Here is a 21,560-nt window from a genome sequence, read left to right as displayed (position 1 = left end):
GGGCTCAGCCAGTCCGGCGGGTCGCTCCGCCGTGCGGCCGACCTCGCTGCGGCGAATCCGGTCGGTGCCGGAACCCGGTGTCACCGACCGGGCGCAGCAGGGCGGTCAGCACGTGCGCCAGATGATGCGACGTGCTCCACGCCGCCCAGTTGGCGGCCGATCCGGCGCCGGCTCCGCGCCGGGCCCGACGCAGCAACTCGTGGTCGCCCCAGGAGAAGGCCGCGCCGGCGCTCGGCCAGTGCGGCGCCGACACCAGGGTGCGGCACAGGTCGGCGAACCGCCCGTCACCCCGCCCGCCCCGGCGTGACCAGCGGTAGACCCACCAGTCGCCGTCGGCCGTGTACCGAACGGTGGGCAGCCGGTCGCCGGCCTCGCCGGTGCCCGGCACGGCCGGCCCGACGCCGTAGTCGCCGTAGCCGACCCCGGTGTCGGTCAGCCGCTGCCAGAGCTGCCAGTCCCAGCGGTCCAGCCGGACCGGCTCGTCGGTGGGCAGGCGGGACGGCGTCGGCGGCATCCCGCCCGCAGCCACCGTCACCGATCGCCAGGCGTGCCGGCGTGCCCACTCCAACAGCCGGCGTACCCGGGCCTCGGCGAGGCGTACGTCCGCCCGGCAGCACACGTCTCCCGCGTCCACCAGCAGGTCGCACTCGTCCGGCGCCAACCCGGTGAGCCGCCAGATCCGCTCCACGGAGGCGGTGCTCGCGTCCGGCCCGGCCCGGTCCTGGCCGGTTCGCAGCCGGATCAGCGCACGCCGGCCGTACGCCCGCGCCGCCGCGCCGTGCGCGACCAGCCGGCGGTCGCTCTCCGCGAGCCCCAGCACCGGCACCAGCGGTACGCCCCAGCGCACCAACTCCGTGTCCGGGCCGTCGGCCAGGGCGGTGACGTCGACGGCCGGCAACAGCCCGACAGGCAGCCGGCGCAGGGTGTCGATTGTGGATCGGACCGCCGCACCGACCTCCAGGATCGGGGCGAGCAGCGGGACTGCGGCCGGGTCGAGGTGGTTCAGTGCCTCCAGCTCCCCGCGCCGGCCGGCGAGGATGGGACGGTAGACCGGTTCCGCCGCGCGGCTTTCGTGGGCGGGCACCATACTTCAATCTAGCCAGGTAAATGCATGTCTCCCAGGTCGTCGAGGTGGAATCCGGGTGCCCGGCTGTCGGGTCGGCGACTACGCTCGCCCGATGCGCACGCCACCCCGCCGCTACCGATCCGAGGACGAGGACAGCGGCCGGTGGATCGGCTTCCCGTTCCGGGCCGGCGACATCGTGATCAGCACCCGGTCCAAGAGCGGCACCACCTGGATGCAGATGATCTGCGCGCTGCTGGTGCGGGGCACCACGGAGTTGCCGGCGCCGCTGACCGAACTGTCACCCTGGCTGGACTGGCTGGTCGAGCCACGGGACGTGGTGTACCGCCGGCTGGCCGCGCAGCCGCACCGGCGGTTCATCAAGACGCACACCCCGCTGGACGGCGTACCCCTCGACCCCCGGGTGCACTACGTGGTGGTGGCCCGGCACCCGCTGGACATGGCGGTCTCCCTCTACCACCAGGCCGGCAACCTGGACCGGGCGCGGGTGGCCGAGCTGACCGGTCAGCCCGTACCCGCCGGGCCGCCGGCGCCGCGTCGGCCGGTCGAGCAGTGGCTGGCGAGCTGGGTCGACCGGGAGGCGGACCCGCGCACCGACTTGGACTCGCTGCCCGGGGTGCTGTGGCATCTGAGCGACGCCTGGGCCCGCCGGCACGAGTCGAACGTCGCGCTGGTGCACTACGACGACCTGCTGGCCGATCTGGAGGGCGAGATGCGCCGGCTCGCCGGCCGGTGGGGCCTGGAAGTCCCCGCCGAGCGCTGGCCGGAGCTGGTCGAGGCGGCCACGTTCGGCCGGATGCGGGAGCGCGCCGACCAACTGGCCCCGGACGGCCACGGGGTGCTGCGCGACCGCCGGGCGTTCTTCCGGCGGGGCGGCTCGGGGCAGGGCCGCGACCTGCTCGACGCGTCTGGCCTGGCCCGCTACCAGCGGCGGACGACGGCCCTGGCCGCACCCGACCTGCTCGCCTGGCTGCACCGCTGAGACTGCGCCGCCCGCTGAGGTGGTGCGTGGACGAGCGCACGGCGCCGCTTCGACCGTGGTCGGAACGTCGCCGCGCTCTGGCCGTCTCCCACCACCGCAGCCGTTCGGCGGTACGCCGGCGGGGACCTGGCTCGACCGGCCGCTCGCGCCGGTCAACGTCACGATCCCCGGTCGGTGGGGATCCAAACCTGCCGGGCGTGGCGAATTCCACCATTCGCGAGTCCCGGCGTGGTGGGCCGTCGAACGGGGTATGAGCGCGGCATGGAGCATTTCACGATCGCGACCGTCGCCGAGAAGAGTCCCGACTTCCGGCGGGTGCTGTGGACCGGTGAGCACACCCAGCTGGTCATCATGACCATCCCGCCGGGCGGGGAGATCGGCGAGGAGGTGCACGAGGGGATCGACCAGATCCTGACGTTCGTCAGCGGCACGGGTGAGGCTCGCGTCGCCGGTGAGAAGCGGGATGTCGTCTCGGGCGACCTGGTCGTGGTGCCTTCCGGCACGAAGCACAACTTCGTCAACACCGGCCCCAACCCCCTGGTGCTGTACACCGTGTACGGCCCGCCGGAGCACGCCGACCAGGCCGTCCACCACACCAAGGAGGAGGCCGACGCGGCCGAGGCCGCCGGAGAGGACGAGCCGCCGACCGAGTGACGCTGGTGGCGTCGGCCTGATCGGGGCCGATCCGGGTACCCGCGGCGGATGCGGCGGCAACCGGCGATTTCCGACTACGGGTTCCTTTCGGATTCCCGTTCCGGCGCGCTGGTCGGCGTGGACGGCTCGATCGACTGGTGGTGCCCGGATCGCTTCGACGGCGCGTCCGTGTTCGGTCGGCTGCTCGACCCGCACGCCGGGCACTTCCAGGTGGCCCCGGTCGGCGTCGGCGGGCCGGGGTACCGGGTGGAGCGCGCGTACCGGCCGGACACGCTCGTGTTGCGGACGGTGCACCACACGCCGCACGGCAGTGTGGCGGTGACCGACGCCCTGGCCGCCGAGATCGGTGCCCGCGCCCACGAGCTGGGCAGGAATTCGCCCGCCGTGCTGATCCGGGTGGTCGAGGGGCTGTCCGGGCGGGTCCGGATGGTGTTGGATTTCGCGCCCCGCCCGGAGTACGGCCTGCTCACGCCGTACCTGCACGAGCAGCCGGGCGGCGGGGTGCTGGCCGCCGCCGGCCCCGCGCTGCTGGTGCTGCGTGCCGAGGGCCTGGCGCTGCGGGCCGATCGCGACCGGGTGACCCACGAGTTCGAGGTGTCCGCCGGCCAGGTGGTCGGGATCGACGTGGCGTCCAGCAAGACGTACGGCGACCCGCCGGCCCGGATGGATCCGCTGGCCGCGCTCGCCGAGACGACGCGGGCGTGGGAGGCGTACCGGGAGTCGCACACGTACCCGGGGCGGTATCCGGAACTGGTCCGGCACAGCGCCACGATCCTGACCGGCCTCACGTACGCCCGCAGCGGCGCGGTGGTGGCGGCGCTGACGACCTCGTTGCCGGAGCAGATCGGCGGCGACCGCAACTACGACTACCGCTACTCCTGGCTGCGGGACTTCTCGCTCACCATGCGCGCCCTGTGGGTGGCGGCCTGCCCCGACGAGGCGTCACGTCTGTTCGGCTGGGCGGCCCGCTCGATCGGCCGGTTCGGTGACGAGGCGGTGCCGGTGCTGTTCGGGGTGGAGGGCGAGCGTGATCTGACCGAGCACCACTTCCACCACCTGCGCGGATATCGCGACAGCCGGCCGGTCCGGATCGGCAACGACGCCTGGCGGCAACGGCAGCTCGACGTGCCGGGTGAGGTGATATCGGCGGTGTGGCGGCTGCGCGACTACCTCGGCGCGACGTTCGAGGACGAGTTGCGGGAGATGGTGCTCGGACTGACCGAGCAGGTGGCCGCGACGTGGCACCTGCCGGACCGGGGGATGTGGGAGACCCGGGACGAGGAGCGGCACTACCTGTCGTCCAAGGTGTCCTGCTGGCTGACGATGGACCGGGCGGTGGGGCTCGCCAGCCGGCTCGGTGAGCGGGCCGACCCGCGTCGCTGGGCCGGGGTGCGGGACGAGATCCGCGAGGCCGTGCTGCGCGAGGGGTGGAACGAGCGGATCGGGGCGTTCACCGGAGCGTTCGGGTCGCCGGAGTTGGACGCCTCGGCGCTGGTGCTGCCGGTAGCGCGTTTCCTGCCGGCCTCCGACCCGCGGATGCGGTCGACCATCGCGATGGTGGAGCGGGAGCTGGGCACGGACGACGGACTGGTCCGGCGCTGGGCGACCGACCCGGCCGGCTTTTTGCTGTGTTCGTTCTGGCTGGTGGAGTGCCTGGTGATGGCGGGTGAGCAGCGGCGGGCCGAGGAGCTGTTCGAGCGGGTGGCCGGGTATTCCAACGACGTGGGCGTGTTCAGCGAGCAGATCGACCTGACCACCGGGGCGCAGCTCGGCAACACCCCGCAGGCGCTGTCGCACATCGGGCTGATCAACGCGGCCTGGCGGTTGACCGAACCGCAGAGCTACTGATTCGCCGGCCGTAATCCTGCAACAGACCTGCAAACGGCAAGCATTGACGCTGATGGTTGCGCGGTCCTAGCCTCGGAGTGACGGGAAAGCCCTTTCCCCAGGGCCTTGATTCCGCTTCACCCCGCTTCGGACCGACGGCGACACCTCCGGCTGGTCCAAATCCGGTGGTACCTGGGAGGTCGGCTCGGGAGTGCTCAACCAGTCCAACGCCGGCAGCGAGCTGGCCCGGCAGTTCGCCGGCCAGACCAGCTGGACCAACTATTCGGTGCAGGCCCGGGTCCGGCCGGCGAGCTTCGGCTCGTCCGGCGCCCTCGTCGGGCTCGCCGCCCGGTCCACCAGCAGCACCAAGATGTACCGGCTGGCCCTGCTCGGCTCCGGACGGGCCGAGTTGCAGGCCGTCAACGGCAGCAGCATCACCGCGATCGGCTCGGCGTCACTCGGCGTCAGCACCGGCACCTGGTACACGCTGCGCATCGAGAGCAGCGGCAGCACCATCCGCGGCTTCGTCAACGGCACCCAGATCGCCGCCGGCAGCAACAGCCTGTCGGGCGCCGGCCGGATCGGGCTGGTCACCGCGTACGCCAGCGGCGGCTTCGACGACGTGGTGGTCGACTCGTCCGGTGGTGGCGCCCCGACCACCCCACCGACCAGCACCCCGCCACCGGCCGGCTGGCCGACGCCCACCAGCAGCCAGAAGGTGGACGCCACGATCGCGGTGTCCGGCACGTTCGACGGTGGGCTCAAGCGCTACTACGGCATCGGCGACGGCGGGCAGAGCGAGAGCCAGGACCCGATGTTCGAGCTGGCCGCCGGCACCACCCTGCGCAACGTGATCATCGGCGCACCGGCCGGTGACGGCGTGCACTGCGAGGGCAACTGCACCCTGATCAACGTCTGGTGGGAGGACGTGGGCGAGGACGCGGCCACCTTCCGCGGCGGCACCACGTACACCGTCGACGGTGGCGGCGCCCGCTCCGCCAGCGACAAGGTCTTCCAGCACAACGGCGCGGGCACCGTCTACATCAAGAACTTCCGGGTGGAGAACGCCGGAAAGCTCTACCGGGCCTGCGGCAACTGCTCCACGTCGTACCAGCGGCACGTGGTGATCGACAACGTGGTCGTCCGGAACACCGACGCGATCGCCGGCATCAACACCAACTGGGGTGACACCGCCCGGTTCAGCCGGATCACCATCGTCGGCGACCCGGACCGGGAGACCTCGATCTGCGTCAAGTACAAGGGCGTACCGAAGGGCAGCGAGCCCACCGAGATCGGCGAGGGCGCCGACGGCGTGAACTGCCTGTACTCGCCCTCGGACATCACCTACCAGTAGACCCGGCAGGACGGCACCCCGCGGACCGCCCGGTCCGCGGGGTGCCGACTCCTCACACCATCAGGGGTACGCCGGACACGTCGACCGTGTCCGGATACTTCAGCCCGGCGCCGGTGTTGAGCACCACCACCCGTTCACCGGCCCGGATCCAGCCCCCGGCACGCAGCTGCCGTGCCGCGGTCAGGCAGGCCGCACCCTCCGGGCAGAGCAGCAGCCCCTCCCGGGCGGCGAAGTCCCGCAGGTCGGCCAGGATGTCCGCGTCGTCGACGGCGACCGCCGTGCCGGAGGACTCCCGCAGCGCGGCCAGGATCAGCTCGTCGCCCAGCGGCGCCGGCACGGTGATGCCGAACGCCACGGTGTGTGCGTCCACCCACGGCTGTGCCCGGTCCTCCCCGGCGGCGAACGCCCGCACGATCGGCGCGCAGCCGGTCGACTGCACCGCCACCAACCGGGGCAGCTTGTCGCCGACCCAGCCCAGCTCACGCAGCTCGTGCAGCGCCTTGTGGATGCCGATCAGGCCGACGCCGCCGCCGGTCGGGTAGATGATCACGTCGGGCACCTGCCAGCCGAGCTGCTCGACGATCTCGTACCCCATCGTCTTCTTGCCCTCCAGCCGGTAGGGCTCGCGCAGCGTGCCGGCGTCGAAGATCGCCCCGCCGGACTCCGCGATCAGCTCGGCCACCCGCCGGCCGGCGTCGCTGATCAGCCCGTCGACCAGACGCAGGTCGGCCCCGGCGGCCACGCACTCGCGCCGGCAGATGCTCGGCGCCTCCAGCGGCATGACGATGGTCGCGCCCATTCCGGCGCGCGCCGCGTACGTCGCCCAGGCCGACCCGGCGTTGCCGTTGGTGGGCATCGCGATCCGCTCGACGCCCAGCTCACGGGCCCGGCTCACCCCGACCGCCGCGCCGCGTGCCTTGAACGAGCCGGTCGGGATCAACCCCTCGTCCTTGACCATCAGGTCGGCGATGCCGATCTCGGCGCCGTACGCCGGGGCGCGCAGCAGCGGCGTCCAACCCTCGCCCAGCGTGGTCACGTGCCGCGGGTCGGCGACCGGCAGCAGCTCCCGGTAGCGCCACAGGTCGGCCGGACGCAGTCCGAAGCGCTCCGGGGCGACCGCCTTCGCCACCTCCGGCAGGTCGTAGCGGGCCAGCAGCGGCGAGCCGCACCCGCAGAGGTTGTGCAACTCGTCGGCGGCGTACTCCTTGCCGCAGCGCGGGCAGTCCAGATGGGTCAGGTACACGTCGCTCCTCGCCGTCAGACCGCGTCGATGCTCAACCACCGTCGGCTGCGCCGGCCCGGCTCGTAGACCGAGTCCAGTCGCTTGGCGACCACACCGGGCAGCCCCTGCTCCAGCCCGGTGCGCAGAGCCTCGTCGCCGGCACCGGGAAACCACGGCGGAGTCTGCCAGTGCGTACCGGTCAACGCCAGCCCATCGAGCAGCTCACGGCGTTGCGCGTACGGCACGTCGACGCTGCTCACGCCCTCCAGCCAGAGCAGGTCGACGATCAGGAACGCCGCGCCGGCCGGAACCCGGCCGCCTCCGGCCGGACGGGCCGGGCGCACCCGGCCGGCGCCGTCGATGCGGACCAGCACCCGTCCAGCACCGCCTCGGTGGGCGCGAGCGCCGCGGCCATCGCGCGCAGCCACGGGTACCCGCCGGTGACCTCCTCGTCGGTCTCGGAGAGCAGCCGCAGCCGCCCACCGGAGACGTACGCCATCGCCCGCGCCCCGTCCCACCGCAGCTCGTACCCCCAGTTCGCGCGGTCGCGGGGGAGCCCGGCGGCGGGCGTGGCGTGCATCGGGCGGACCAGGTCGGGCATCGACGTCCACCCGGGCGGCGCGGGATCGGTGCGCCGGACCATCCAGTCCCGGCCGCCGGTCGCGAACAGCGCGTACCGGCCTTCGGTGCGGTCACCGGACAGCGTCGCGATCACCTCGTCGTCGCGCCACTTCTCGCACCGGTAGGTGCCCCGGTCGTGGGAGGCGAGCACACCCTCGTGTTCCAGGCGCAGGTCCCAGTGCAGGCTGCGGGCGTGGTGCTGTTGGATGACGAAACGGGCGGTGTCGCCGCCGGCGCCGGCCGCCGTGGGGCGATCCCGGGGCACGGGCTCGGGCGTACGGGCCGCGTCCCGCCGTCGCCGGTACTCCTCCAGCCGGTCGGTCACATCCGCATTCTCCGGCAAACCGGACCGTACCGCTGGAGGCCGGAGTGTCCGGTTCACTCGGCGGCCGGGGGTGCGGCGGGGTACAACGGACGTCATGGACATCTCCGACCAGCCCAGCGTCCTGCTCCCCGGTGAGGTGCGGATGCCCCTGCTCGGCTTCGGCACCTGGCAGGCCACCGGCCAGGCCGGCTACGACGCCGTACTGGCCGCGCTCGACACCGGCTACCGGCACCTCGACACCGCCACCATGTACGGCAACGAGCGAGAGGTCGGCCGGGCGGTGCGGGAGAGCGGGCTGCGCCGCGAGGACGTCTTCATCACCACGAAGCTCCCGCCGGACCGGGTGGGCCGCGAGCGCCAGACGTTGGAGGCCAGCCTGGAGGCGCTCGGCGTCGACCAGGTGGACCTCTGGCTGATCCACTGGCCGCCGTCCGCCACGGACAGCATCCCGATGTGGCGGGAGCTGCTGGCCGCCCGGGACGAGAACCTGACCCGGGCGGTCGGGGTGAGCAACTACAGCACCCCGGAGATCGACGAGCTGATCCAGTCGACCGAGGAGAACCCGGCGGTCAACCAGATCCGGTGGAGCCCGTCGCTGTACGACCGGCAGCGGCACGCCGAACACCGGGATCGGGGCGTGGTGCTGGAGGGGTACAGCCCGTTCAAGACCAGCGACCTGAGCGATCCGGTGCTGACCCGGATCGCCGGCGCGCACGGCGTGTCCCCGGCGCAGGTGGTGCTGCGCTGGCACATCGACCACGAGATCGTGGTGATCCCGAAGTCGGTGACTCCGGAGCGGATCACCGCCAACTTCGACGTCTTCCACTTCTCGCTGACGGCGGAGGAGATGCGCGACATCGACGCGCTCGGCGAGGTCTGACCCGGCGGTTTCCTTCAGCTTGTGTCTCGGCAGTGAAGGGTATCGACATCGACGCTCATGACGGTATAGCCTGCCCGTCATCACGTACGTCGATACGTGAACCCGCCGTAGCTGGAGGATCGCCATGGCCCGGTCACCACACATCCGTCTGCGCCGCCGCGGGGTGCTCGCCATCCCTGCCCTGGTGGCCGCCGCGCTGACCACCGTCGTCCGACCCACCCCGGCGAACGCCGCCCCGAAGGCCGAGTGCCTGGCCGACCTGCTCGGGGAGTCCTGATGGCCACGATTGGATGGCTCGTGGACGTGCTGCGCGCCGCCGGCGTCCAGGTCGTGGTCGAGGGGGACTGGCTCAACCGGATGCGCCCCGGCTCCTTCGACCCGATCGGGGTGCTCTGGCACCACACCGCCTCGACCTCCAGCGCCAGCAACCCGCACCCCTCGCTCGGCATCTGCATCAACGGCCGCTCCGACCTGCCTGGCCCGCTCTGCCAGGCGCTCGTCGACTACAACGGCGTCTTCCACGTCATCTCCGCCGGCCGCTGCAACCATGCCGGAGTCAGCGGCGGCAGCGGACCGATCCCCTCCGGGGACGGCAACACCCTCATGATCGGGTGGGAGATCGACTACAACGGCGTCAACCAGGAGATGACCGCCGCGCAGTACAACGCGTCGATCGCCGCCACCGCCGCCGTGCTCACCCGGCTCGGCCGGGACAGCAGCTACGCCCGGGGCCACCGGGAGACCAGCACCACCGGCAAGATCGACCCGTCCTTCATCGATCTGAACGTGATGCGCGCCGACGTCGCGGCGAAGATGGCCGGCGGCGGCACCGCGTGGTCGTCCACGGTCGACAACACCACCTCCGGACGGTTCACCGCCAGCGCCAACTGGGGCGTGTCGACGTTCTCCAGCCAGCGCTACGGCGCCGACTACCGGTACGCCGACCCGATCGCCGCGAGCGACCCCGCCTGGTATCGGTTCAACGTCCCGGCGACCGGCAACTACCGCGTCGAGGCGTGGTGGCCGACGAACAGCGGCTACAACAGCGCCACCCCGTACATCGTGGCCACCACCACGGGCAACAAGACGGTGTACGTGGACCAGCGGGTGACCGGCGGGCAGTGGCGCGTCCTCGGCACCTTCACCCTGCCGGCCGGGGACGCCAACCGGGTCGCGGTGAGCCGCTGGAGCAACGCGACGGGCCTGGTCATCGCCGACGCCGTACGCCTCACCCGCGTCTGACCCCCGACGGCGCCCGCCCCGGCTTGATCGACTTGGGTTCCCTGAACTCGGGTATCCCCATCGCGAGGATGCCCCGACTTCAAGGAACCCGAGTAAACCTCCTGAGTGGTGGGGGCGCGACCGAATGGTCACGCCCCCCCGACAGCTCAGGTGCGGGAGCAGGTTGCCCCGTTCAGCGTGAAGCTGGTCGGGGACGAGTACGACCCGCTCAGCGTGCCCTGGTAGCCGAAGCTGGCCGTGCCGCCGGGTGCGATGGACCCGTTGTGACCCACGTTTCGGGCGGTCACCCCGGAGCCGCTCTGGCTCACCGTGGCGTTCCACGCGTTGGTGACCGCCTGCCCGCCGGGCAGGTTGTAGGTCATCGTCCACCCGTTGATCGCGCTGGAGCCGGTGTTGGTGATCTGCACGTCGGCGGTGAAGCCGTTGTTCCACGAGTTCGCCGTGTATTTCACCGCGCAGCTGGCGCCACCGCCCGGCGGCGGCGTGGTCGGCGGCGGCGTGGTCGGGTTGCCGCCACCGTTGACGGTGGCCGAGAACGACGTCACCGCGAGGCCGACGCCACCCTGCCAGGGCTCGAAGCCGGCCTGGATGCTGGTCAGGTACCACGAGTTGGTGATCGCGCCCCGGTTGCGGACGTCGTTGATGAAGTCCAGCACGCTGAAGTTCAGGCTGGAGATCGCCGACGGCGCGACGTAGGAGATGACGTTGTTGGAGCCGTTGCTGCCCCGCCAGACCTCCCACGTCCGGCCGGCCAGGTTGGTGGTGCCGACGACCGAGCCGATGGGCTGGATCGGGCCCTGCCGGTTGAGCCAGATCATGATCTCCATCTGGTTCACCCCGTCCCGCTTGGGTGACGGGTCCAGCCAGATGTCGTACGACGCGTTGTAGGTGGCGCCGCTGACGTACCGGTAGCTGATGCTGCTGGTGGCGCTGCTGATCTGGGACACCTGGATCGGCAGGTTCGTGCCGGGGGAGCAGTTGGTGTAGTGACAACCGAAGAACACCGAGGGGTACGCGGTGGGTGCGCCGTTGGTCGGGCTGCTGCCGTTCAGGGTGGTGATCTCGAAGCCGTTGCTGGTGACGTTGATGCACTGCTGGGCCGTGGTGCCCCAGCGGTTGTTCTGCACGACGTACCGGCCCTGGATCACGGCCGAGCCGTACTGTTCGCAGATCTGGGTGTCGGCGGAGGCGTTGCCGCCGAGGGCGACGGCGACCAGCGAGCTGGCGACCAGCAGCCCGGCGGCGGCCAGGGCCCGAATCTTACGTTTCATGACGCTCCTTGACTGCGGCGCGTGCCCGAGCGCCGGACGGGTCGGGGCATGGGTTCGGGGCAGATGCGGGAGCGCTCCCACGCTCAGCGACACATTTACATGCCTGAAACTGTTGCGCAACCGTACGCGTCAAACTGGTGAATTGTGACGATTCCCACGGCCCCTCCGGTCGGCTCTCGCCGTACGGCCAGCTAAGCGACGCGAGCCGCCGACGAGCGTCGCCGGGCGGGCCGATCGGCCCTGGTGTGCACCGATTGCTCCGAGTAGCGTGTTGCCTCCAACGCGTGCCGCTCCCCCTCCGGAGGCGTACACCACCATGGGTGGCTCCCCCCTGCGCATCCTCGTCGTCGGCGCGGGCATCGCCGGCCTGGCCGTCGCCCGGGCCCTGCGCCTGGCGGGCTTCCGGCCGGACGTCACCGACAAGCTGCCACCGGGGGAGTCCACCGAGGCCGGCCTCTACCTGCCGGGCAACGCCGCCCGCGCGCTGCACCGGCTGGACCTGCACGATCCGGTCCGCCCGCTCGGGCAGGTGATCCGCCGGCAACGGTTCTTCGACGCCGCCGGCGCGCCGCTCTGCGAGGTCGACCTCGACGCCCTGTGGGCCGACGTCGGCGAGTGCCGGGCGCTGCCCCGGGCCGACCTGCACCGCGTACTGCTCAGCGGCGCCGGCGGCGCCGTCCGCCACGGCGCCGAGGTCCGCACCCTGGACCTGCTGCCGGGCGCCGTCGGCGTCACCTTCACCGACGGCACCACCGGTGAGTACGACCTGGTCATCGGCGCCGACGGTCCGCGCTCCTCGGTCCGTGCCCTGGCCGTGCTCGGCGGGCCACCCCGGCCGGTCGGGCAGGTGGTCTACCGGGCCGTGCTGCGCGACGGCCCGCCGGTCACCGAGTGGACCGCGCTGCTCGGGCAGCGCTCCGGGTTCCTCATGGTGCCGATCGGCGGCGGCCGGCTGCACTGCTACGCCGACGAGGCCGGCACTGAGGCGCCCACCGACCCCCTCGCCCGGCTGCGTGAACTCTTCGCCAACTACCGGGGCCCGGTGCCCGAGGTGCTGGCGGGGCTCGACGCGGTGCACGTCGGGATCACCGACGAGGTGGAACTGGGCCGCTGGCATCGGGGGAGGGTGCTGCTCATCGGCGACGCCGCGCACGCCACCGCGCCCACGCTGTCCCAGGGCGCGGCGATGGCGCTGGAGGACGCCGTGGTGCTGGCCGAGTCGCTGCGCGCCGCCACCAGCGTGGACGCGGCCCTGGTGGCGTACGAGAGTCGTCGCCGTCCGCGTACCCGATGGGTGGCCGACCGGACCCGCGACCGCAACCGGACCAGGGACGTGCCGCCGGCGCTGCGCGACCCGCTGCTGCGCGGGCGCGGCGGCCGGATCTTCGGGGAGCACTACCGGCTGCTGCTCGGCCCGCTGTAGGCCCGTAGTAGATCGTGTCACGCCACCCCACGCGGCGCTGCGACCTGCCGGGGACTATCATCCTTGCGGATGACGGCCCGCCGATAACCAGCGTGTGCCGAGCGGGACAACCGAGAACCGGAGGCCACTCGTGACCACCGTCGCACCCAAGCCGGTCGTGACCCGGCCCTGGCCGGTCCGGGAGCCGGTCAAGGGGTCGGCCATCGCGCGGCTGCTGCGTACCACGGACGCGAAGCAAATCGGGATCATGTACATGGTCACCGCGTTCGTGTTCTTCATGATCGGTGGCCTGATGGCCCTGGTCATGCGGGCTGAGCTGGCCCGACCCGGGCTGCAGTTCCTGTCGCCCGAGCAGTACAACCAGCTCTTCACGATGCACGGCACGATCATGTTGCTGTTCTTCGCGACGCCGATCGTGTTCGCCTTCGCGAACTACATCGTGCCGATTCAGATCGGCGCGCCCGACGTCTCCTTCCCCCGACTGAACAGCTTCGCCTACTGGCTGTACCTGTTCGGCGGCACGATGGCGACCGCCGGTTTCATCACCCCGGGTGGCGCCGCTGACTTCGGCTGGTTCGCGTACGCGCCGCTGAGCAGCGTCGAGCACTCGCCCGGCGTCGGCGCCAACATGTGGATCATGGGTCTGGCCATCTCCGGTCTGGGCACCATCCTCGGGGCGGTGAACATGATCACCACGGTGCTCACGCTGCGCGCGCCCGGCATGACCATGTTCCGGATGCCGATCTTCACGTGGAACATCCTGGTCACCAGCCTGCTGGTGATCCTGGTCTTCCCGCTGCTGGCCGCCGCGCTGTTCGCGCTCGCCGCGGACCGCATCCTCGGCGCGCACGTGTACGACCCCGCGACCGGTGGGCCGATGCTCTGGCAGCACCTGTTCTGGTTCTTCGGTCACCCCGAGGTGTACATCGTCGCGCTGCCGTTCTTCGGCATCATCAGCGAGGTCATCCCGGTCTTCTCCCGCAAGCCGATCTTCGGCTACAAGGGTCTGGTCGCCGCGACCGTCGCGATCGCCGCGCTCTCCATGAGCGTCTGGGCACACCACATGTTCGCCACCGGCCAGGTGCTGCTGCCGTTCTTCAGCTTCCTGAGCTACCTGATCGCCGTGCCGACCGGTATGAAGTTCTTCAACTGGATCGGCACCATGTGGCGAGGCCAGATCAGCTTCGAGACGCCGATGCTCTGGGCGGTCGGCTTCCTGGTCACCTTCCTCTTCGGTGGTCTCACTGGTGTGCTGCTGGCCAGCCCGCCGATCGACTTCCACGTGTCCGACTCGTACTTCGTGGTGGCGCACTTCCACTACGTGCTCTTCGGCACGATCGTGTTCGCGGTGTTCGCCGGCATCTACTTCTGGTTCCCGAAGATGTTCGGCCGGATGCTCGACGAGCGCCTGGGCAAGGTGCACTTCTGGCTCACCATGATCGGCTTCCACACCACCTTCCTGGTGCAGCACTGGCTCGGCAACGAGGGCATGCCCCGCCGGTACGCCGACTACCTGCCCAGCGACGGCTTCACCACGCTGAACACGATCTCCACGATCGGCGCGTTCATCACCGGTATCTCCACGCTGCCGTTCATCTACAACTGCTGGAAGTCGTACAAGACCGGCCCGGTGGTCGAGGTGAACGACCCCTGGGGTCACGGCAACTCGCTGGAGTGGGCGACCAGTAGCCCGCCGCCGCTGCGCAACTTCGACCGGATGCCCCGCATCCGCTCGGAGCGGCCGGCGTTCGACGCGAAGTTCCCCGAGCTGGCCGCCGGCCAGAGCGTGGCCGGCCCGCCGGAGGGTGGCGCCAAGCCGCTCACCAGCGAGTCGGACGGTGGAGCCAGCTACCGCGAGGACACCGCCAGCGACGTCGACCGGCACTGACGCTCGGCTGAGCCGTACGACGGGCGCCGCCCCCCGGGACCACCGGGAGCGGCGCCCGTCGCCATGTCCGGCCCGCCCGTCTTCGGCCTGCCTGTTCGGCCTGCCTGTCTTCGGCCTGACTTCGGCCTCGCGGCCCGGCCTCGCTGGCGGCCTGGCTTTGGGGGGCGGCCCGGCCTCGCGGCCTGGCTTTGGGGGGCGGCCCGGCCACGCGGCCTCGCTATGGACGGCGGCCCGGCCACGCGGCCTCGCGATATCCCGGGTTATGGGGCACCGACCAGCGATATACCTGATGCCTGTGAGTCATCAATATGACTCACAGGCATCAGGTTCATCGCGTGCGAGCCGCTGCCGCTGCCGCTGCCGCTGCCGCTGCCGCTGCCGCTGCCGCTGCCGCTGCCGCTGCCGCTGCCGCTGCCGCTGCCGCTGCCGCTGCCGCTGCCGCTGCTGCCGCTGCTGCTGCTGCTGCTGCTGCTGCTGCCGCCGCTGCCGCTGCCGCTGCCGCTGCCGCTGCCGCTGCCGCTGCCGCTGCCGCTGCCGTCGCCGTCGCCGTCGCCGCCGCTGCCGCCGCCGTCGACGCCGACGCCGAGGTCGACGACGGTGCCGGTGCCGATCCGCACCTGGGCCGGCACTCCACCGCTGGGGCGGCGCCGCGTCGGTCGGTTCCCTGCGGTCGGGGCGCCAACGGCGTGCCGCATTCCGGTGTGCGGCTTACCGCACCCTCAGCGGGTTGCCGTGGCCAGGTCCGCCTCGACGGGCGCGGGCAGATCGGCGTCGTTGCGGCGGCGACGGAGCTCGATGGGCAGCACCACGAGGGTGACCAGCGCGCCGAGCGCACCCGTCACCACGAAGCCCCACAGCGGCGCGCTGGCGTCGATCACCACGCCGGCGAGTGGCGCGCCGACCGCGATGCCGACGGTGACCGCTGAGCCGTGCAGGCCCATCGCCTCACCGCGTACCGCGGCCGGGACGAGCCGGCTGACGGCGTCGGAGGAGGACGCGATGGTCGGCGCGCAGAGCGCCCCGGCCGGGAGCAGCGCCAGGCAGAGCAGCCACCAGTGTGCGCCGCCCAGCCCGACCGGGATGGTGCACAGGGCGAGCGCGGCGGTCAACGCCAGCGGAGAGAACGAGCGGTGCACGGCCCCGTAGGCGAAGCCGCCGACCAGCGACGCGACCGCCCAGATGGCCAGCACCGCACCGGTCCAGCTGACCTCACCACTGGCCCGCAGTACGGCGACCACCGCGACGTCGGTGCCGCCGAGCACCAGGGTGGCGGCGGTGCTGAGCGCCAGCACGGCGAGCAGTCGGGGGGTCAGCCACTCGCGGCGGGGCACCCGACGGTGCGGCGCGGCGCTCTCGACCGCCTCCCGGATCGGGGGATCGACCAGCCACAACGCGATCCCGGCGGCGACGATGCCGCCGCCCACCAGATACATGGTGGTCTGGGCGGAGATCGCGGTGACCAGGGCAACGGCCAGCGCCGGGCCGATCATGAAGGACAGCTCGACCGACATCGAGTCCAGCGCGTACGCCGGCCGTCGCTGGTCCTCCGGGACCAGCGCGGCGATCGACTGGCGGACCACCGAGAAGATCGGCAGGGCCAACGAGCCGGCCACGAAGGCGGCCGGCAGCAGCAGGGCGTACGGCAGCGACGGTGCCGTGGTCCAGAACACCGCCTCGGCGACCCCGGTGAGCACCAGGACCGGCCGCAGACCACGCCGATCCACCAGGCGACCGAGCAGCGGGCCACCGATCGCCGCGCCCACCGTGATGGCCGCTCCGACCAGGCCCGCCGCGCCGTAGCCCCGGTCGAGGTCGAGCACCACGTGGAAGGTCAGCGTCACCCCGGTCGCGGTGAGCGGGATGCGGGCGAGGACGGCGACCAGCAGCAGCGACCGCAGGCCGGGCAGGGCGAGCGCTGTCCGGTAAGGCTTCATGTTCACGTCGGTCCGTACCTCCGGCGACATCCTCGACCGGCGGCGGCCCGATGACCAACGAATTACCGCCTCATGCGGCCCTGATCACAGGATCCCCGTGCATCGTCACCCCCGCGCCCTCCATCGCCCGCAGGGCCACATCGGTGGTCTCCGGGGCGACGGCGGCGGTCAGCTCGAGCAGCACGGTGGTCGCGAAGCCCTCCCGGGCGGCGTCCAACGCGGTCGCCCGGACGCAGTGGTCGGTGGCGATGCCGACCAGGTCGACCCGGTCCACGTCGTGCCGACGCAGCCAGTCGGCCAGGCACTCTCCGTCCTCGGCATGCCCCTCGAACCCGGAGTACGCCGCGGCGTGCTCGCCCTTGTGAAAGATCGCCTCGACCCGGCCCGTGTCCAGATCGGGGTGGAACTCCGAGCCGGCGGTGCCGACCACGCAGTGCCGGGGCCACGACTCCACGAAGTCCGGCGGATCACCGAAGTGGGCGCCCGGGTCGACGTGGTAGTCCTTGGTGGCGACCACGTGCGCCCACCGGTCCGGCTCGGCGGCGAGCAGACGGGAGATGCCGCCGGCCACCCCGGCGCCGCCCGCGACGGCCAGCGAGCCGCCCTCGCAGAAGTCGTTCTGCACGTCCACGATGATCAGCGCGTTGGCCATCGGGTCTCCCTCTCAGGTCGGCTCGGCGGTCGGCTCAGCTGGCAGGTACGACGGTGACCGGCACGGCCGGATCGCCGGCGGAGAGCTTCAACCCCTCCCACGGGATGGAGATCAGGCATTCGCGCAGGTGCTCCCGGGACTGGTCGAGGGTCGGCAGGGCCATCGGCTCGCCGTCGACCACGTACGAACGCTGGAGCATCCGGTCGTTGGGCTGCCGGTCCGGCACGCCCTGCGGGACGATGACCTCGTCGGTGGCGGTGCCGGTCGGCTTGTGCCGGCGGACGGCCACCTTCCGGCCACCGATGGTCGCCTTGTGCTCGGAACGCTTCACCACGGGCCGGCCATCGACCTCGACGAGCTTGTAGACCAGCCCGGCCGTCGGTGCCCCGGAGCCGGTGACGACGGCCGTACCGGCGCCGTACATGTCGACCGGTTCGGCGGCCAGCGCGGCGATCGAGTACTCGTCGAGATCACCCGAAACGATGATCTTGGTCTCGGTGGCGCCCAGCGAGTCCAGCAACTCCCGCGACTGCTGGGCGATGACCGCCAGGTCACCCGAGTCGATCCGGACCGCCCGCAACTCCGGACCGGCCACCGCGATCGCGTTGCGGATGCCCTGACTGATGTCGTACGTGTCGACCAGCAGCGTGGTGTCCTTGCCCAGCGTGGCGACCTGCGACGCGAAGGCGGCCCGCTCGTCGTCGTGCAGCAGCGTGAACGCGTGCGCCGCCGTACCCGCCGTGGGGATGCCGTAGCGCGCGCCCGCGGCGAGGTTGGAGGTGAACCGGAACCCGGCCAGGTACGCGGCCCGCGCCGCGGCCACCGCGGACTCCTCGTGCGCCCGACGCGACCCCATCTCGATCAGCGCCCGACCACGCGCCGCGGTCACCATCCGGGCTGCCGCGGCCGCCACCGCGCTGTCGTGGTTGAGCACCGACAGCGCCAGCGTCTCCAGCACCACGCACTCGGCGAAGCCGCCGGAGACGGTGAGGATCGGCGAGCCGGGGAAGAACAGCTCACCCTCGGCGTACCCGTCGATGTCGCCGGTGAAGCGGTAGTCGGCGAGCCAGGCCGCCGCCGTCTCGTCGACCACCCCGGTCCGGCGCAGGAAGTCGATCTCCGCCTCGTCGAACCGGAAGTCACGGATCAGCTCGATCAGCCGGGCCGTGCCGGCGACCACGCCGTAGCGGCGGCCGGACGGCAGTCGACGGGTGAAGACCTCGAAGACGCAGCGGCGGTCGGCGGTGCCGTCCTTCAGTGCCGCGCTGACCATGGTCAGCTCGTAGTGGTCGGTCAGCAGCGCGGGGCGGAGGGTGCTCACCGCCCCAGCCTAAGGTTCAGCCCGCCGCGCCGCCCTCGTGGCCCGGGATCGACCGCAGCGCCGCCCACAGCTCGGCCCGGCCGGTCACGCCCAACTTGGTGTAGATCCGCTGGAGGTGGTTTTCCACCGTGCGTGCCGAGAGGTAGAGCCGCTCGGCGATGGCCCGGCTGGGTGCGCCGTGCGCGGCGAGGCGGGCCACCTCCCACTCCCGGTCGGTGAGCACCGGCACCCCGGCGTACAGCGCCGGCGTACGGACCAGGTCGCAGCGGCCGAGCAGACCCGCCAGGCGCTCCCGGGCGTCGTTCGCCGCGGTCGAGTGCTGCCGGCGCAGCCGCTGCACGGCCTGGGCGGTGGCCTCGGCGGCGTACACGGTCAACTCGAGTGCGGCGTAGTCGTCGGCGACCGCCAGCAGATCCGTGGCGGAGTCGGTCGCCGCGGCCCGGGCGTGCCGGGCCAGCAGTGGCGGCAGCACCCCGTCGACCCGTTCGGACAACTCGGCGAGCCGCTGCGCGACCGTACGCCGGCCGCCGTCGGAGCAGGTGGGTCCGACCGGCATGCTCGCCTGGTCGAGCCGCACCAGATCGTGCAGGACGTGCACCTCGTGCCCGGAGAAGTCGTCCGCGCGCAGCCGGTCCACCAGGTCGCCGAGGTGCTTGACCGCACCCGGCAGGTCGCCGGACGCGGCGAGCGTCGCGCCGCGGGCCTGCTCCAGCCACGGGTAGAGCACCGCCATGCCCGGCGCGTGGGTGCGGTCCGCCTCGGCCATCGCGGCGGCGGCCTGCGCCGCGTCGCCGCGCAGCGCCGCCGACTGGGCCCGCTCGGCCTGCGCCAGTCCGGCGTAGACCCGGCTGGTGGCCAGCACCGCGCAGGCGCCCAACGACGTCCGCATCGCCGCGTCGCTCTGCCCGCGCAGGCGGGCCGCGTACGCCTGGAGGATGGCCAGGTAGCCGGTGCCGAGCCGGAAGTCGCCGGCGCCCGCGAGGTCGGCGAACTCGTCGGCCACGATCGCGTCGATCCCGGCCAGGTCGCCGGTGAGCATGAGCCGGGTGCCCCGGGCCAGCTCCAGGGCCAGTTGCAGGTACGGCATGTCGGTGCGCCAACTGGCCGCGGCGGAGTGCACCTGGGCGATGGCGGCGCCGCTGCGGGTCAGTTGGCCCTGCGCGGCCTGGACGTACGCGATGGTGGAGCGGGCCAGCTCGCGGGCGGCCACGCCGGCCGCCGGCCGGTCCAGTACCCGCTGGCTGAGGCGTACGGCGGCAGTCGTGTCGAGCCGGTGCAGACGCATGATCGCTTCGAAGGCGTGCACCCGGGCCCGGTCGGCGGAGTCGTTGAGCTGCTTGGCGCGACTCGCGATGTCTTCCACCGTGGATTCCTGGCTCAGCCCCCAGTAGCTGACCATCCCCCGGACCGTCAGCCAGCGGCAGAGCCGCCGGTCGTCGCCCGGCTCCGGCGTCACCGCGTCGAGGACGTCGATGGCCTCCTCCGGACGGTCGGCGAACATCAGGATGGTGGCCAGCAGTTCGGCCGCGTCGGAGCCGCCGTCGGCGTTCAGCGCGGCGCGGGCCAGCCGGGTCGCCAGCGGCACGTCGTAGCGGGTGAACGCCTGCACCGCGGCGTCCACCAGCAGGGCCGGGTTCTGTGCGGTGCCCGAGTCCAGGCGCCAGACGGCCACCCGCAGGAGGTCGTCGCGGCGGCGCTTGCCGACCTGCTCCAGCAGCTCCGCGAGGCGGGCCTGGAGTCGGCGGGTGCGGCTGACCGGGCAGCGCCGCCGCAGCACCTCGCCGTAGAGCGGGTGGGCCAGCCGGACGTTGGTGCGCCGGTCGTGCTGCACCACGGTGATCAGGCCGCGTTCCTCGGCCATCTCCACGTCCGCCTGCTCGGCGGCCTGGTTGAGCAGGTGCAGGCCGAGCGGCTCGCCGAAGGCGACCAGTTCACCGACGGCGCGGACGCCGTCGGTGAGCTGCCCGACCCGGGTGTCGATCAGGTCGGTCAGGTTGGGTGCCAGCTCCAGCCGCCCGGTCCACTTCCAGATCCCGTACGTGCGCTTGAGCTCCTCGCTGCCGTTGGCGGCGTGCACCAGCTCGCGCAGCAGCAGCGGGTTGCCGGCCGAGAGGCGGCCGAGCCGGTCGGCGGAGCCGGCGTCGACCGGACCGCCCAGGATCTCCGCCAGCAGGCCGGCGGTCTCCGCCGGCGGCATCGGGGTCAGCTCGACGTGCTCGACCAGGTCGTCGGTCCACAGTGCACGGATTGGCAGGGGGATCTGCTCGCCGTCGCGCAGGGTGCCGACCACGGTGGCGTTCTCCGCGCGGGCGACCAGGTGCACCAGTGCCGCGGACGGCGGGTCGAGCAGGTGCGCGTCGTCGATGGCGAGGACGATCCGTCGGCCGGCGGCCTGCTGTTGCAGCACGTCCAGGGCCCACCGCAGGATGCCGGCGGGGGAGAGGCCCTGCGGCTGCTCGGCGGGGAGGACCTGCACCAGCCCGCCGAACGGCAGCGCGGCGGTGGTGGCACTCGCCGCGATGGACCAGATCGCGTACCGGTCGGTGGGCAGCGTGGCCACGCCCTCGCGCAGCAGCCGGCTCTTGCCGATGCCGGCGCTGCCGCTGAAGAAGAGCCCGCGCCCACCCTCGCCGGTCACCGCCGCCAACAGCCGGTTGAGTTCGTCGTTACGGCCAACGAACCGCCAGGGACTCATTCGCGCAGCATATCCATCGAGCCCTGTCCGCGCCCGCACCGTCACGCACAGAAGTTGAGTAATCTCGCAACTACCGGTGAGTATCCGAAGTGTTCCGCCCGGTGACCAGGGCACACGTACTCTTCCGGCATCCGGGTACCGTCACCGGAATTTCCACGCGACCGGGTTCCCCGGTCACCTGCCAT

General features: G+C 72.2%; 17 protein-coding genes and 2 pseudogenes. 10 read left to right on the top strand and 9 right to left on the bottom strand.

Annotation, left to right across the window (positions count from 1 at the left end; all coding sequences use genetic code 11):
- Positions 1-4: 4 nt before the first annotated feature.
- Positions 5-1,087, bottom strand: coding sequence for a hypothetical protein (locus F8271_RS00255; protein ID WP_192580070.1), 1,083 nt, complete (start codon positions 1,085-1,087; stop codon positions 5-7).
- A gap of 91 nt (positions 1,088-1,178) precedes the next feature.
- Here F8271_RS00255 and F8271_RS00250 point away from each other — a divergent pair, with 91 nt between their 5' ends.
- From F8271_RS00250 to F8271_RS34040, 5 genes and pseudogenes are all read left to right on the top strand, one after another.
- A complete protein-coding gene (locus F8271_RS00250) occupies positions 1,179-2,066 on the top strand; it encodes a sulfotransferase domain-containing protein (RefSeq protein WP_151487561.1) in 888 nt (295 codons plus the stop codon).
- 261 nt (positions 2,067-2,327) lie between these two features.
- A complete protein-coding gene (locus tag F8271_RS00245; protein WP_151487560.1) occupies positions 2,328-2,720 on the top strand; it encodes a cupin domain-containing protein in 393 nt (130 codons plus the stop codon).
- Between the two features lie 48 nt (positions 2,721-2,768).
- Complete coding sequence (locus F8271_RS00240; RefSeq protein WP_151487559.1) at positions 2,769-4,568, top strand: glycoside hydrolase family 15 protein; 1,800 nt, start codon at positions 2,769-2,771, stop codon at positions 4,566-4,568.
- Positions 4,569-4,713: 145 nt separating this feature from the next.
- Positions 4,714-5,103, top strand: a pseudogene (locus tag F8271_RS34045) (LamG-like jellyroll fold domain-containing protein); the annotation flags it as partial.
- A gap of 66 nt (positions 5,104-5,169) precedes the next feature.
- A complete protein-coding gene (locus F8271_RS34040) occupies positions 5,170-5,901 on the top strand; it encodes a pectate lyase (RefSeq protein ID WP_370461834.1) in 732 nt (243 codons plus the stop codon).
- A gap of 52 nt (positions 5,902-5,953) precedes the next feature.
- On the opposite strand, the gene F8271_RS00230 is transcribed toward F8271_RS34040, so the two are convergent.
- Both F8271_RS00230 and F8271_RS00225 read right to left on the bottom strand, forming a co-directional pair.
- Positions 5,954-7,144 carry a threonine synthase gene (locus F8271_RS00230; protein WP_151487558.1) on the bottom strand — a complete coding sequence of 397 codons (1,191 nt, stop codon included), beginning with the start codon at positions 7,142-7,144 and terminating at the stop codon, positions 5,954-5,956.
- Between the two features lie 14 nt (positions 7,145-7,158).
- Positions 7,159-8,069: pseudogene (locus F8271_RS00225) on the bottom strand (ATP-dependent DNA ligase).
- Positions 8,070-8,163: 94 nt separating this feature from the next.
- Between F8271_RS00225 and F8271_RS00220 the strand changes: the two are divergent.
- The 3 genes from F8271_RS00220 to F8271_RS00215 all read left to right on the top strand — a co-directional run bounded on the left by F8271_RS00220 (position 8,164) and on the right by F8271_RS00215 (position 10,191).
- Positions 8,164-8,949: an aldo/keto reductase gene (locus tag F8271_RS00220; protein ID WP_151487557.1), complete on the top strand. Its 786-nt coding sequence runs from the start codon at positions 8,164-8,166 to the stop codon at positions 8,947-8,949.
- A gap of 124 nt (positions 8,950-9,073) precedes the next feature.
- Entirely contained in the window at positions 9,074-9,226 is a 153-nt protein-coding gene (locus F8271_RS32075; RefSeq protein ID WP_192580069.1) for a hypothetical protein, read from the top strand.
- On the top strand, positions 9,226-10,191 hold the full coding sequence (locus F8271_RS00215; RefSeq protein ID WP_151487556.1) for an N-acetylmuramoyl-L-alanine amidase: 966 nt from the start codon (positions 9,226-9,228) through the stop codon (positions 10,189-10,191). Before F8271_RS32075 ends, F8271_RS00215 begins: the two co-directional genes overlap by 1 nt.
- Before the next feature lie 146 nt (positions 10,192-10,337).
- On the opposite strand, the gene F8271_RS00210 is transcribed toward F8271_RS00215, so the two are convergent.
- Positions 10,338-11,462 carry a cellulose binding domain-containing protein gene (locus tag F8271_RS00210; RefSeq protein ID WP_151487555.1) on the bottom strand — a complete coding sequence of 375 codons (1,125 nt, stop codon included), beginning with the start codon at positions 11,460-11,462 and terminating at the stop codon, positions 10,338-10,340.
- Between the two features lie 316 nt (positions 11,463-11,778).
- On the opposite strand from F8271_RS00210, the gene F8271_RS00205 reads away from it, so the two are divergent.
- Entirely contained in the window at positions 11,779-12,885 is a 1,107-nt protein-coding gene (locus F8271_RS00205; RefSeq protein WP_151487554.1) for an FAD-dependent monooxygenase, read from the top strand.
- A 130-nt stretch (positions 12,886-13,015) separates the two neighbouring features.
- Positions 13,016-14,773: a cytochrome c oxidase subunit I gene (gene ctaD / locus F8271_RS00200; protein ID WP_151487553.1), complete on the top strand. Its 1,758-nt coding sequence runs from the start codon at positions 13,016-13,018 to the stop codon at positions 14,771-14,773.
- Between the two features lie 260 nt (positions 14,774-15,033).
- Here the strand turns inward: ctaD and F8271_RS32070 are convergent, their stop codons facing one another.
- The 5 genes from F8271_RS32070 to F8271_RS00175 all read right to left on the bottom strand — a co-directional run bounded on the left by F8271_RS32070 (position 15,034) and on the right by F8271_RS00175 (position 21,375).
- The gene (locus tag F8271_RS32070) at positions 15,034-15,390 is read right to left on the bottom strand and encodes a hypothetical protein (RefSeq protein ID WP_192580068.1); all 357 of its coding nucleotides are present in this window, start codon (positions 15,388-15,390) and stop codon (positions 15,034-15,036) included.
- 102 nt (positions 15,391-15,492) lie between these two features.
- Positions 15,493-16,737 carry an MFS transporter gene (locus F8271_RS00190; protein ID WP_151487552.1) on the bottom strand — a complete coding sequence of 415 codons (1,245 nt, stop codon included), beginning with the start codon at positions 16,735-16,737 and terminating at the stop codon, positions 15,493-15,495.
- Between the two features lie 40 nt (positions 16,738-16,777).
- Positions 16,778-17,359: an isochorismatase family protein gene (locus F8271_RS00185; RefSeq protein WP_151487551.1), complete on the bottom strand. Its 582-nt coding sequence runs from the start codon at positions 17,357-17,359 to the stop codon at positions 16,778-16,780.
- Positions 17,360-17,393: 34 nt separating this feature from the next.
- A complete protein-coding gene (locus F8271_RS00180; protein ID WP_151487550.1) occupies positions 17,394-18,680 on the bottom strand; it encodes a nicotinate phosphoribosyltransferase in 1,287 nt (428 codons plus the stop codon).
- Positions 18,681-18,696: 16 nt separating this feature from the next.
- On the bottom strand, positions 18,697-21,375 hold the full coding sequence (locus F8271_RS00175; RefSeq protein ID WP_151487549.1) for a LuxR C-terminal-related transcriptional regulator: 2,679 nt from the start codon (positions 21,373-21,375) through the stop codon (positions 18,697-18,699).
- Between the last annotated feature and the right edge of the window lie 185 nt (positions 21,376-21,560).

This window comes from Micromonospora sp. ALFpr18c, from assembly GCF_008868155.1.
Classification (GTDB): domain Bacteria; phylum Actinomycetota; class Actinomycetes; order Mycobacteriales; family Micromonosporaceae; genus Micromonospora.
Note: the sequence above shows the minus strand (reverse complement) of the source record. Positions and strands in the feature narration are given on the sequence as shown.